The organism is Dysgonomonas sp. Marseille-Q5470, from assembly GCF_951230145.1.
In the GTDB taxonomy this organism is placed as follows: Bacteria; Bacteroidota; Bacteroidia; order Bacteroidales; family Dysgonomonadaceae; genus Dysgonomonas.
This window is the reverse complement of sequence record NZ_CATNVE010000002.1, coordinates 185,857-199,273: the sequence shown is the minus strand read 5'-3', so window position 1 is coordinate 199,273 and position 13,417 is coordinate 185,857. Positions and strand designations below refer to the sequence as shown.

The window sequence follows — 13,417 nt, the reverse complement described above, 5'->3', positions numbered from 1 at the left end:
AACTCAAGCTCTTTTTTTATCAAATAATTCGAAAGACTTACCTCCACTATCTGATATTTTCTTGAAAAAGCTCTTGTATGAATGATTGTTAAGATGTCATTTGTGTTATTATCGAATATCTATTTTTCTTTTCTGTCGATAAGATAACAGATAATAGCTCCAACAGTATAGCATAAAATATCGCCCCAGGAAAATGATGTCCCTAAAACAATCCTCATTACTTTATAATCTTGAAGTCCCAGTACTTCTACCATCTTGAAGTATTGCCCGACCTCTACCATATAAGCGAAAAAGAGCACACCCAAAGCTAAACACAAGGGCTTTATCCGGACAAATGACTTTACAAAATAATAGATCAATATAACAACTAAGATATCACCTCCATAAGGACGAATAAAAGCATCATCTACAAATTTAGCGATAAGAACTTCTACAAAAAAGAGAACAATAAATATCAAGAATGACGATAGATCAAACCTCCACCTCATATCTATTTCCTATATTTTTCTTCAATATCCTCTTGCATCATGCTCATGTATGACTTGTAGCGGCTCTCGCTTATATAGTGATTTTCTACAGCATCACGCACTGCACATCCGGGTTCATTTATATGAATGCAGTTATTGTAACGACAATCTTTAGACGCCTTAAATATCTCTGGAAAGAAGTGAAATATTTCATTCTTTTCCATATCCACAGTACCAAAGCCTTTGATACCGGGAGTATCTATAATAAATCCTCCCTGTGGCAATTCTATCATTTCCGAAAAAGTGGTTGTATGCATTCCTTTACCATGATAACCGGATATTGCACCCGTCTTTAGGTGAACATCAGGTACGAGCGCGTTGATAAGTGTAGACTTTCCGACACCCGAATGACCCGAAAACAAGGTAGTTTTGTCCTTTATCCTCTCTTGTAAAATTTCTAATCCTGTGTTATGTAAAGCTGATATCTTGATGCTTGGGTAGTCAATATAATCATAAAGACTAATCAAAGCATCCATATATTCTATCTCCTCTTCTGCGTATAGATCTGTCTTATTAAAAATAAGATTTACCGGCACACGATACGCTTCGGCTGCAGCCAAAAAGCGGTCAATAAAAACAGTAGAGGTTGCCGGATGATTTACGGTTACAATCAAAAAACACAGATCGATATTAGCGGCCAAAATGTGCGATTGCTTGGATAAATTAGACGAACGGCGTATAATATAATTCTTACGGTCTTCGATCTCCGTTATCAGAGCAGTGCCCTCATTGTTTGGTACAATGGTTACTCTGTCTCCTACAGCAATGGGATTGGTGCTACGTATATCTTTAAGACGAAAGTTTCCTTTTACCTTACATTCAACGTCGCTACCGTCATCGGTACGAACCAAATACCAACTACCCGTATTTTTTATTACAAGACCATTCATCAATCAATCCTTTAAAATGCAAATGTGCCAATGTGCCGATACTGTAAAGCGATCAGCATATTGGCATATTCTATTTTCGGTATATTTCGTTATACAGTTAAAATCTCTTTTTCTTTAAGAGCAAACAGGTCGTCTATCTTTTTGATATACTTATCATGAAGCTTTTGCATTTCGTTTTCGCCATCTTTGGCTACGTCTTCCGCCAAGCCTTCTTTCACTGATTTTTTGATCGTATCAATTGCATCACGACGAGCGTTACGCACACTCACTTTAGCATCCTCGGCTTCCTGTTTCGCTTGTTTTACCAAGAGTTTACGACGCTCTTCTGTCAACGGAGGAATAGAAAGACGTATCACCTCACCGTTATTATCGGGTGTGATACCTACATCAGAGTTCAGGATGGCTTTTTCTACCTCTTTCAACATTTGTTTTTCCCATGGTTGAACGATGATAGTTCTAGCATCAGGTGTATTGATAGCCGCCACACCACTTAGCGGGGTTATTGATCCGTAATACTCAAGTTTTATACCATCAAGAATATGCGGATTGGCTTTTCCGGCACGAATACGAGATAACGTTTCGTCCAGAAACTCTACAGAGGCCGACATCTTAGCTTCCGCCTTTTGTTCGATTTGTTTTAGGTCTGCTGCCATAAATATATATTTTTTGTTTTCAATATTTTAAGATTAAATAAATCTACTTACACTCTACTCGGCAACTGGGTAAGACCAATAATAAGTTGTCCTATCCCTGCCAAAATAAGTAAAGAAGTAAGCAAGGTATGTGCAGTAATGGTAATAAACGCACCTACAGCACAAACCAAACAGCCCATAAAGATATTTCTTCGTGCTGTTTTCATATGTTCTTTATCTACCTGATGTATAATTTGGTCGAGTAAGATATAAGCATCTTCTTCGTTAAGCCCTCGTTCGATTAGAAAGATCTTCACCTTTTCGGGATTTTCTCTTTTTCTAATCAAATATACAGCCTGATTATACAACTGATCTTCAACTACTACTTTCTCTCTGTTATGCATGTACATATGTACCTATTTTTTCACCTTTAATTAGCTTCTCTAAATTGCCCGGAGTATCCATATCGAAGACAACGATAGGCAAATTATTCTCCTTACACATCACCGTCGCAGTCATATCCATAACCTTCAGTCCGCGTTTGTAAACCTCATCGTAAGAGATGGAATCAAACTTAACGGCTGTAGGGTCTTTTTCTGGATCGGCAGTATAAACTCCGTCTACACGTGTACCTTTGAGCATCACATCGGCTTCTATTTCTATTCCCCTGAGTGAAGAACCGGTATCTGTCGTAAAAAACGGATTGCCTGTTCCGCAAGAAAGGATAACAACTTCACTATTTTCCATAGCCTCTATTGCTTTCCATTTGCTGTAGATTTCTCCTATGGGTTCCATCCTGATAGCTGTAAGTACTCTCGACTTCTGACCTATTGCAGTAAGAGCCGAACTAAGAGCCAAACTGTTTATCACAGTAGCCAACATACCCATCTGGTCTCCTTTTACCCTGTCGAATCCTTCGGAAGCTCCGCTCAGACCTCGAAAAATATTTCCTCCTCCAATAACAATACTTATCTGTACACCCATATCGGCTACAGCCTTTATTTGCGTGGCATATTCATTCAGTCGGTTTACATCTATGCCATATTGCTGTTCTCCCATGAGGGATTCACCGCTCAGTTTTAGGAGGATTCTGTTATATTTTACCATTTCTGCGTTTATATTAGTGCAAATCTAGTATAATTTGTGAAATTATAAAAGTCAAACTTTACGAATTGATTTTTATTATAATTTAAAAGTACTGATATAACAGCATTTAGTTATTTTTACACATCTAAACAAATTTATTATTATTCATTACTTAGAGCCTTATTGTAAAAAGATTCTGAAATATGAATTCGACGCTTCTATTATTTCAAAATAAGTGCTCAAAAAACATTACCTTTGTGTGACTTCATATAGAAAAATGATATGAGAAATATATGTATCGCCTGTCTAATCTTTTTATTCACCATGTGTAATAATAAACCAAAAGAACCCATAGTCGTTATACAAACAAGCTATGGCAATATAAAAGTTAAGCTCTATAATGAGACTCCGGGACACAGAGATAATTTTCTGAAACTAGCAAAAGAAGGATTCTATAAGAACCTCACGTTTCACCGTGTTATCAATGATTTTATGATACAGGGTGGAGACCCTCAAACAAGGAATATTGCAGATTCTGCAGCTTTGAAAGAAGAAAAAACGCTGGGTGACACCATTCCTGCCGAAATAAAGTTTCCTCAGCTATACCACAAACGGGGAGTACTGGCAGCTGCACGATGGGGTGATGCCGAAAATCCAACAAAAGCCTCTGATGCATCTCAGTTTTATATTGTTACTGGTGAGTTATGCTTCGACGATAAATTATCAGAGATAGAAAAACAACGTTTCGAACGTTTTAAACAAAAGATATATAAGGAAATACAATCGGCACACCTTGATGATCTGAAAGCATTACTAAAGAGCGGCGATAGTATATCTGCATCTGCAATGCGTGCTGATTGGCTGAAACAAGCGGATGAGCAAGCCAAAGCCCGAAAGGCTGAGGTATCATATACAGACGAGCAGCGGGAATACTACAAAACAAGGGGTGGCACTCCTTTTCTGGACAATGAATACACCGTTTTCGGCGAGGTAATAGAAGGAATGGACGTTGTGGATAAAATACAAAGAGTAAGAACCAACGAAAAAGACAAGCCTCTTAAAAACATCTTGATGAACGTAGTGGTTCTGGAGAAATAAAAATTCCAACAACGTATTAACAGCAAAAAATGAGCGATACAGATAATAAAAAGTGGAAGGTATTAAATAGTGAATATCTTTCACAAGAGCCTTGGTTTACCGTACGCAAAGATCATGTAGAATTACCGAACGGAAACCAAATTCAAAATTATTATGTATACGAATATCCCGACTGGGTATGCACCATAGGAATAACCAAAAACAAACAGTTTGTGATGGTACGCCAATACAGGCACGGACTGCAATGCACCTCACCGGAGCTATGTGCAGGTGTATGCGAAGAGGAAGACCCTAGCGCAGAAATTTCCGCAAGAAGGGAACTCCTCGAAGAAACGGGCTACGGAAACGGAAAATGGGAGTTATTTATGACCACTTCAGCAAATCCCGGTACACACACCAACACTACTTACTGTTTTCTGGCTACTGATGTGGAAAAGATATCGGAACAGCATTTAGAAGATACCGAAGACATTTCGGTTCATCTGCTATCTATCGAGGAATTGGTAGAGCTATTGAAAAAAGATGAGATCAGACAATCTATGCACGCCGCCGCATTGTGGAAATATCTGGCAACGAATCACCTTATCTAAAATTCGAGCTGATCTTTGTAGTTTCGTGAATTTGGATGAGGAACACCAAATACTTTTGAAGAAATAGAATCGATCTCTACTTTCCAAATCTTTACGTTATTTACAGCTGGCTTAGAATAAGTAAATGCCCTTGTTGTGTATTTCTTCATCATTATATCCAAAGCCTTCACTTTATTATCGTAATCTTCTTCAAATACGACCTTACCCCTGCAAATAACACTACTTCCTTTCATACGATAACTACATGCTACCTCTTCATTCTGATAAGTTAATGACGACTCACCACAGAAAGTAATACATACATTCGGGTTTATGTGAAGCGATTCGATACTCTTGCCCTCCTGTGCCGAATGTAGGTAAATAACATCATCTTGATAACCGAAATTCATAGGGATAACATACGGGAAACCTCCCTTATCTATCATGCCGACATAGCATATGGTGTTTTTCGAAATTATCTCTTCTATCAAATGACGTTCTTCAATATTAATCGTTATCATAAGGCTGTATATATTCTTTTATTCCTATTAATCAAAAGAGCTGCATTTTGAATACAGCTCTTTTTTATTTTATTTCTTATTTACCTTTGAGCAATCCGTTATACATTTTCTCATTCCGTATAATCTCGTATGCTTTCTTAAAGGTTTCGCTATCTTCGTTGAATACCCTCACCATCGTCTCCGTATCATATACATCACGTGCTATATATGCTTTTATCTGACGCTTGAGTGTTTCTTTCGACTTCTCATATCCATCCTCATCGAAGTCCACTTTTTCATCTTTTCCTGCTGCTATAAGCTTATTCATAATCTCGTCCGAAACTTGATATTGCTTGTAGAAATCAGTAGCTGTAGGATATTTTTGTAAAATCTCAGTCCTGTGATTATCCACTTCATTATAAGCTATGCGCAGCGTTATGCCTTTATTCCAAATTTTTCGGTAATATTCAGATGCAAAAGTTGTATCGGCAGGCACGAAATAGTCGGGCATGATACCTCCTCCGCCATATACCGTACGATGATTCAGCAAAGTTGTATATTTCAATGAGTCAGGGAAATGTATACTATCAGCATGCATCATCTCGCCTTTATTATAGCGTTCTATTACATCCAGATTGTATGACATAATATCTCCCTTTGTATACGGTTTTTGTATAGAGCGTCCAGTAGGAGTATAATAACGGGCAACAGTGAGCCTTATCATCGATTCGTCAGGAAGCGGTATTTGTCGTTGAACAAGTCCTTTCCCGAAACTGCGACGACCTACAATCACACCTCTATCCCAATCTTGTACGGCTCCTGACAAGATTTCACTAGCCGAAGCAGAACCTTCATTGATAAGTACTACAAGACGTCCTTTCTCGAATGCGCCTTTAGCTGTGGAAACTTCATCCCTTCTCGGCTGACGTAAGCCTTCGGTATATACAACCAACTTGCCTGCATCCAGAAAATCATCAGCTATTTCAGTAGCCGGAGCCATGTATCCGCCGCCATTATATTCCAGGTCGAGAATAAGATTCTCCATACCCTTTTCTTTAAGCTTCTGAAGCGCTTTTCTGAATTCTTCGGTAGTGGTTGCTCCAAATCTTATAATACGTATATATCCGGTCGTTTTATCTACCATGTAAGTGGCATCGATACTATAGATAGGAATTTTGTCGCGAATAATCTTAAAGCTTAGTAAATCAGCTATTCCCTTGCGTTGTACTTTTAGGTTTACAGATGTTCCTTTCGGCCCTTTAAGACGAGACATAACGTCCTTGGTAGACATTTTAACTCCGGCGATAAGCGTATCATCTACATACAATATCTTATCTCCTGCCCTAAGACCTACCTTCTCGGATGGTCCTCCGGGAAGCGCTTCGATAACATACAGTGTATCTGTAAGCATATTGAAAGAGATGCCTATACCATCGAAATTACCTTCCAGCGGCTCGTTCATATCTTTTACCTCATCGGCACTGATATATGTAGAGTGAGGATCTAGTTTTTCTAACAAAGCTTTCACTGCATCTTCGGCCAATTTGCCGTCGTCTACCTTATCTACATACATATTCTCAATAACGGCAATTGTTGTAGCTACTTTCTTAGATCCTTCGCTCATCTTAAACTGAGCAGAGGCGGCCAAAACAATGACAAAAAAACCGAGAACCGACATTAGAACTCTTTTCATACTAGAATTACATTTTGGATAATCGCGGTTAACGCTGATTAAATCTGATTTTTAACTAATCACTATTCAGTCCAGACTCATACCTTTGGGTATAAACTGACTGACATCGTGTCCGAATCGCAACAGTTCGCGTACAATAGTAGAACTTATATGTGTTAGTTCCGGTTCTGTAAAGAGTACGATTGTTTCTATTCCCGATATATTCCTGTTCATATCGGCAATCGTTTTTTCGTATTCAAAATCATTTACAGAACGGATTCCACGTATTATGAAATTTGATCCTGTTTCTTTGGCATAGTCCACAGTAAGGCTATCATAAGTACCTACCTCTATGCGATTGTCCTCTGTATACAAAGAACGGATCATATCTATGCGCTTATCGAGCGGAAAGTAAGTTTTCTTGGTATCATTCACTCCAATAGCAATAACGATCTCATCTACCAATTCGAGAGATCGTTTCACTAATGAATAATGTCCTATTGTAAAGGGATCGAATGTCCCCGGAAAAATTGCTTTTCTCTTCATTCTTTAGTTAGCCATATCGGAGATAAACTTGATCCTGACAAGGCGTATTTCGTCTTCAGAATACTCGCCAAGTTCATTGATCGCAGCTTCCAGATCTTCCGATTCTGCTTCTTGAAAATATTCAAATATATCGTCGAGATGGTCTTCATCTATAACCTCTCTGAGGAAATAATCTATATTTATTTTTGTTCCTGAGAATACGATAGCTTCTACTTCGCTCAGCAATTCGGCAAAATCAATTCCTTTCGATTCGGCCAAGTCGTCTAATGCTACTTTGCGGTCGATAGCCTGTACGATGGCTACTTTTAGTTTCGATTTGTTTGCTACTGTTTTTACACGTAAATCTTCAGGTCGTTCTATTTCATTTTCTTCAACGTGCTTCTTTATTATTTCAAGAAACTCTGTCCCGTATCTCTTTGCTTTACCTGCTCCTACCCCCGGAATATTTTGCAATTCCTCCATTGTTATCGGGTAGATTGTAGCCATAGCCTCCAGAGAGGGGTCTTGAAATATCACGTATGGGGGAACATTGTTGTGTTTTGCCATCTTCTTGCGAAGATCTTTCATGATAGAAAACAAAACCGGATCTACTGCCGATCCGCCGCCGCCGCCTTTCACCACTACATCATCCATGTTCTCATCATCAGACAAGTCTTCTTCGTCTGCTGTGGTAATCTTGAACGATGCCGGTTTTTTCAAGAAATCTTTTCCTTTTTTGGTTACTCTCAGTAAGCCGTAATTTTCGATATCCTTATCGAAATACCCGGCTATTAATGCCTGACGTATAACGGCGTTCCATGTTTCATCATCGGTATCATCACCTGATCCAAATACATCTAAATCCTGATGCCCGTACGTTTCTATCTCTGAGGTTTCTTTACCTCTCAAGATATTGATAACGTAATCAGTTTTAAACTTTTCTTTTAATGCAATTACAGCTTCAATAGCCGTCAATAATAAATCTTTAGCTTCCACTTGTTTTTTAGGATTTACACAATTGTCACAGTTCCCACAATTTTTCTCTTTATATTCTTCTCCAAAGTAATGAAGAAGTACTTTCTTCCGGCATAATGCAGTTTCGGCGTATGCTGCGGTCTCAAGGAGTAGCTGTTTTCCTATTTCCTGTTCAGCAACGGGCTTACCCTGCATAAATTTCTCCAGTTTCTGTAAGTCTTTGAATGAATAAAACGCTATACATTTTCCTTCACCGCCATCGCGTCCCGCCCTACCGGTTTCCTGGTAGTATCCTTCAAGGCTCTTTGGCATATCGTAGTGAATCACATATCTCACATCGGGCTTATCGATCCCCATACCAAATGCAATGGTAGCAACAATTACATTCACTTTTTCCATCAGAAATGCATCCTGATTGGCTGAGCGTGTACTTGGGTCTAGTCCGGCATGGTACGGCAGTGCATTGATATTATTTGTTTGTAATATTTCGGCAAACTCTTCCACCTTCTTTCTACTCAAACAATATATAATTCCAGACTTTGTGCCTTGCGATTTAATGTATTTTATTATATCCTTATCTACTTTATCCGTTTTTGAACGAACTTCGTAATATAGATTTTCCCTGTTGAATGATGATTTAAACACATCTGCTTCCACCATTCCAAGGTTCTTCTGTATATCCATTTGCACTTTTGGTGTTGCCGTAGCAGTAAGTGCAATGATAGGATGCTTGCCTATTTCGTTTACAATGGGACGTATACGTCTGTATTCAGGACGGAAGTCGTGCCCCCACTCCGAAATACAATGTGCCTCATCGATAGCATAAAACGATATTTTTATCTGACGCAGAAAGTCTATATTCTCTTCTTTTGTAAGAGATTCGGGTGCTACATATAATAGTTTTGTCTTTCCCGAAAGTATATCACCTTTTACTTGTTCTATCGCAGCTTTGTTTAGTGACGAATTCATGAAGTGCGCTACGCCGTCCTCTTCACTAAAATTTCGCATGGCATCCACCTGATTTTTCATCAGGGCTATCAGGGGAGAAATAATTACTGCTGTTCCCTCCATCAAGAGTGCCGGTAGTTGATAGCAGAGGGACTTTCCGCCGCCCGTAGGCATCAACACAAAGGTATCTCTTCCATCCAGCAAGTTTTGTATTATTGCCTTCTGGTTACCTTTAAAATTGTCAAAGCCAAAATGCTTTTTCAATGAACACGTCAATATATCCTCTATATCCGGCATATAAATAGGCTATTAATTATTACGAAGATAAACCCCTAAATTTAATTCTCCAATATAAAATAGGCTATTTTTTGTCAAAAAAACAAACTTTATAATGAATTTCTTAGTTTTACGACTTGTGAGTTCTCCAATTGCTCTACGGCGTACTCTTTAGTAACATGCAGTTGAGCCTGCTTTGTGGAAGGGATATTAAACATAGCATCCATCATAATGGTTTCGACTATGGATCTCAATCCTCTTGCTCCCAATTTATATTCCACTGCCTTATCTACAATGTACTCATATACATCATCTTCGAAGGTAAGATCAACGCCATCCATTTTGAACAATTTGACATACTGCTTAATGATAGAGTTTTTCGGCTCGGTAAGTATCCGGCGAAGAGCACTCCTATCCAGAGCGTCAAGATATGTCAAAATAGGCAGACGTCCTATAATCTCAGGGATCAATCCGAAAGACTTCAAATCCTGAGGTGCTACATATTGCAACAGATTGTTACGGTCTACCTGCGCGTTGCTTTTAGACGAAGCATAACCCACAACCATTGTATTTAATCGTTGCGCTATCTTCCTTTCGATACCGTCGAAAGCTCCGCCACAAACAAATAATATGTTTTTGGTATCTACGGCAATCATCTTTTGGTCAGGATGCTTACGTCCTCCTTGAGGCGGAACGTTTACAATCGAACCTTCCAGCAATTTAAGTAAGCCCTGTTGCACACCCTCACCGCTAACATCACGGGTGATTGATGGATTGTCGCTCTTACGGGCTATTTTATCAATTTCATCGATAAAAACAATCCCTCTTTCTGCTGCTGCCACATCATAGTCTGAGGCTTGCAACAATCGGGTAAGAATGCTTTCTATATCTTCGCCTACGTATCCGGCTTCGGTAAGCACGGTTGCGTCTACGATTGCGAAAGGGACATGCAGTAGTTTGGCGATGGTACGTGCCAACAATGTTTTTCCTGTACCTGTAGGGCCAACCATAATGATATTCGACTTTTCTATTTCTATATCATCTTCTTTCCCTTGTAGTATACGTTTGTAATGGTTATATACAGCCACAGACAGATAGCGCTTGGCATTCTCCTGACCGATAATATATCCGTCAAGGTATTCTTTTATCGTCTTTGGGTCGGGCAATTGAGTTTTATCAATACCCAAAGATGTTTTCTTTGCCTCTACGCTTTCTTTTACAATCTGATATGCTTGTTCAGCACAGCTATCGCAGATGTCAGCCGACATACCGGAGATAAGCATATTTACATCCTTATCACTTCTGCCACAGAAACTGCAATAGCCGTTAGTATCTTTTTTTGCCATTTATCCTTTTGTGAGTAAATGAATCTGATTTTTGAATTATTGTTTATTTTTCATCAAAACATCATCTACCATTCCATAGTCTTTAGCCTCAGCCGAAGTCATCCAGTAGTCACGGTCCGAATCTAGTGCCACTTTGTCAAATGGTTGTCCCGAGTGGTCTGAAATAATAGTATAAAGTTCTTTTTTCACCTTACCAATCTCACGGGCGGTGATCTCGATATCTGAAGCTTGTCCCTGAGCACCTCCCAGCGGTTGGTGAATCATAACACGTGAATGCTTCAACGCAAATCGTTTTCCTTTCTCTCCGGCAACAAGCAATACTGCTGCCATAGATGCTGCAATACCTGTACAGATTGTAGACACATCGCTGTTGATAAACTGCATAGTGTCATAAACTCCATATCCTGCATACACCGATCCTCCGGGAGAATTTATATAAATAGATATATCTTTGCCCGAATCGGCAGAATCAAGATATAGCAATTGAGCCTGTATCACATTGGCTGTATAGTCGTCGATCTGAGTTCCCAAAAAGATAATACGATCCATCATCAAACGAGAGAACACATCCATCTGAGCAACATTCAACTGACGTTCTTCGATAATAGTAGGTGATATATAACTGCTTGTTATATCGATATATTTATCAAGAGCTAGCCCATTCAAGCCTAGATGCTTCGTTGCATACTTTCTAAATTCATTGTTCATAACATTTTCTTTTTTTATTAAATAATGTTTTACCATTATTACTATAAACAATTATCATGCCACTCGTACAGGCATAAAAAAGAGGCTAATAGCACAGCCTCATTTCTTATAAACAAAGTTATAAATAAAAAATTGAAAAGCTGGAATAATAATGTATGTATTTTCCTTATTTATAATGTTAAAGACAAACGGACAGAAAGAAAACACTATCCTTCCTGTCCGTTATTTTTATCTTTTTTTCATTTACGCTTCAGTTTCTGCTTCAGCTGCTTCTTCTTTCTCAAAGAACTTGCGGAACTCGTCAAGCGAGATTACAGTTTCTTCGAGTCCAAGTTTTGATTTCAATACGTCGATGATCTTATTTTCCATTGCGCGATCGAGCAGGTTGCGTGCATTGTCTTTGTTTTTCAACATATCATTTGCATAATTCTCAACCATTTCGTCAGGAAGATTCATCATTCCATATTGAGCAAACTGAGCTCTTGCCGCTTGCATAGCAATGATTTTCATATCTTCGTTTTCGATCTTGATATCGTTATCTTTTGCTATTTGCTCTTTTATCAAGTGGAATTTAAGATCTGCTATGATTTTCGGATAATCTGCGTCAACAGATTCAGCAGTTCTTTCTTCGCCCGAAGCAATAAGCCATCTTTTAAGGAATGCATCAGGGAATTGCAAATCTCCTGTTTTCTTTTCAAGAAGTTCTTTCGCATCCAACAGGAATTTGTAGTCACTATCCGGTGCAAACTGCTCTGCGATAGTTTCTTTTACTTTTGCTTTGAAGTCAGCTTCGGTAGTCACATTGCCTGCACCAAAAACTTTATCGAATAAGTCTTGGTCAAGTTCTGCTTCCTGATAACGAGTGATCTCGGTGATAGCAAACTGAAACTCAGCAGCTATTGTTTCTACTGCATCCTTTTCGATATGAAGCATAGATGCTATTTCTGTTTCGTTACCATTGTAAGCTTTACCCGGATTGAATACAATCACATCTCCAGCTTTTGCGCCTACAAATTTAGCTTGCTCTGCTTCGTCTTTCATATACGAAGGCATTACAATACCGGCTTCTACAAAGATGCCACCTTCTTTTACCTTACCATCTTCCAATTCAGAGATTGTACCTCTGATAAGGTCTGTTTCTTTTGCACCTTCTTCTATTTTTTCATATTTGCCATAATTAGCTTTGTACGAAGCGATTTGTTTATCAACAAGCTCTTCATCTACCTCAATAGCATAATATTTTACTTTATCTTTCTTTGTCAATGATAATTTTATTTCCGGAGCAAGAGCCACGTCGAAATAAAATTCATAGTCACCTTCGAGTGAGAAATCTATTGGTTGTTGCTTTTCTTCGTTCGGAAGAGGCTCACCCAATACATTTAGTTTGTTGTCTTGTATATATTTATATAGATTTTCGCCAACAAGCTTGTTTACTTCTTCTGCCAAAATCGATTTACCATACATTTTTTTCACCATACCCATAGGTACAGTTCCCGGACGGAATCCCGGTATGTTAGCTTTTTTTCGGAATGTCTTAAGTGCGTTATCAAGCTTTTCTTGATAATCCTCTTTCGTTACATTTATTTGTAATATAGCGTTTACACTATCTACATTTGTTAGAGATACATTCATCTTAACGAGTTTATTTAGTTATTGTTACAAATT

General features: G+C 38.6%; 14 protein-coding genes. 2 read left to right on the top strand and 12 right to left on the bottom strand.

The features are described from left to right. Positions 1-119 precede the first annotated feature (119 nt). The 5 genes from QOX35_RS04145 to pyrH all read right to left on the bottom strand — a co-directional run bounded on the left by QOX35_RS04145 (position 120) and on the right by pyrH (position 3,156). A complete protein-coding gene (locus QOX35_RS04145; protein ID WP_283685894.1) occupies positions 120-488 on the bottom strand; it encodes a ribosomal maturation YjgA family protein in 369 nt (122 codons plus the stop codon). Between the two features lie 2 nt (positions 489-490). Further along, positions 491-1,417: a ribosome small subunit-dependent GTPase A gene (gene rsgA / locus QOX35_RS04140; protein ID WP_283685893.1), complete on the bottom strand. Its 927-nt coding sequence runs from the start codon at positions 1,415-1,417 to the stop codon at positions 491-493. Positions 1,418-1,506: 89 nt separating this feature from the next. Continuing rightward, positions 1,507-2,070 carry a ribosome recycling factor gene (frr, locus tag QOX35_RS04135; RefSeq protein WP_135104828.1) on the bottom strand — a complete coding sequence of 188 codons (564 nt, stop codon included), beginning with the start codon at positions 2,068-2,070 and terminating at the stop codon, positions 1,507-1,509. Positions 2,071-2,117: 47 nt separating this feature from the next. Next, complete coding sequence (locus QOX35_RS04130) at positions 2,118-2,459, bottom strand: hypothetical protein (protein WP_006843275.1); 342 nt, start codon at positions 2,457-2,459, stop codon at positions 2,118-2,120. Next, positions 2,446-3,156: a UMP kinase gene (pyrH, locus tag QOX35_RS04125; RefSeq protein WP_135104827.1), complete on the bottom strand. Its 711-nt coding sequence runs from the start codon at positions 3,154-3,156 to the stop codon at positions 2,446-2,448. The genes QOX35_RS04130 and pyrH overlap by 14 nt, the downstream gene beginning before the upstream one ends. Before the next feature lie 261 nt (positions 3,157-3,417). Between pyrH and QOX35_RS04120 the strand changes: the two genes are divergently transcribed. Both QOX35_RS04120 and QOX35_RS04115 read left to right on the top strand, forming a co-directional pair. Next, complete coding sequence (locus QOX35_RS04120) at positions 3,418-4,233, top strand: peptidylprolyl isomerase (RefSeq protein WP_283685892.1); 816 nt, start codon at positions 3,418-3,420, stop codon at positions 4,231-4,233. Between the two features lie 29 nt (positions 4,234-4,262). Beyond that, positions 4,263-4,823, top strand: coding sequence for an NUDIX hydrolase (locus tag QOX35_RS04115; protein WP_283685891.1), 561 nt, complete (start codon positions 4,263-4,265; stop codon positions 4,821-4,823). Here the strand turns inward: QOX35_RS04115 and QOX35_RS04110 are convergent. The 7 genes from QOX35_RS04110 to tig form a co-directional block, all read right to left on the bottom strand. Further along, complete coding sequence (locus QOX35_RS04110) at positions 4,820-5,323, bottom strand: pyridoxamine 5'-phosphate oxidase family protein (RefSeq protein ID WP_135104824.1); 504 nt, start codon at positions 5,321-5,323, stop codon at positions 4,820-4,822. The genes QOX35_RS04115 and QOX35_RS04110 overlap by 4 nt on opposite strands. A 76-nt stretch (positions 5,324-5,399) precedes the next feature. Further along, positions 5,400-6,995: a S41 family peptidase gene (locus tag QOX35_RS04105; protein WP_135104823.1), complete on the bottom strand. Its 1,596-nt coding sequence runs from the start codon at positions 6,993-6,995 to the stop codon at positions 5,400-5,402. A gap of 66 nt (positions 6,996-7,061) precedes the next feature. Further along, positions 7,062-7,520 (bottom strand): pantetheine-phosphate adenylyltransferase, encoded by a 459-nt coding sequence (coaD, locus tag QOX35_RS04100; protein ID WP_283685890.1) that lies wholly within the window; start codon positions 7,518-7,520, stop codon positions 7,062-7,064. Positions 7,521-7,523: 3 nt separating this feature from the next. Beyond that, positions 7,524-9,719: a DNA helicase RecQ gene (recQ, locus tag QOX35_RS04095; protein ID WP_283685889.1), complete on the bottom strand. Its 2,196-nt coding sequence runs from the start codon at positions 9,717-9,719 to the stop codon at positions 7,524-7,526. Positions 9,720-9,808: 89 nt separating this feature from the next. Next, on the bottom strand, positions 9,809-11,044 hold the full coding sequence (gene clpX, locus QOX35_RS04090) for an ATP-dependent Clp protease ATP-binding subunit ClpX (RefSeq protein ID WP_135104820.1): 1,236 nt from the start codon (positions 11,042-11,044) through the stop codon (positions 9,809-9,811). Between the two features lie 36 nt (positions 11,045-11,080). Next, on the bottom strand, positions 11,081-11,752 hold the full coding sequence (gene clpP / locus QOX35_RS04085) for an ATP-dependent Clp endopeptidase proteolytic subunit ClpP (RefSeq protein WP_006843285.1): 672 nt from the start codon (positions 11,750-11,752) through the stop codon (positions 11,081-11,083). A 243-nt stretch (positions 11,753-11,995) separates the two neighbouring features. Next, positions 11,996-13,384 (bottom strand): trigger factor, encoded by a 1,389-nt coding sequence (tig, locus tag QOX35_RS04080; RefSeq protein ID WP_283685888.1) that lies wholly within the window; start codon positions 13,382-13,384, stop codon positions 11,996-11,998. Positions 13,385-13,417: the final 33 nt, after the last annotated feature.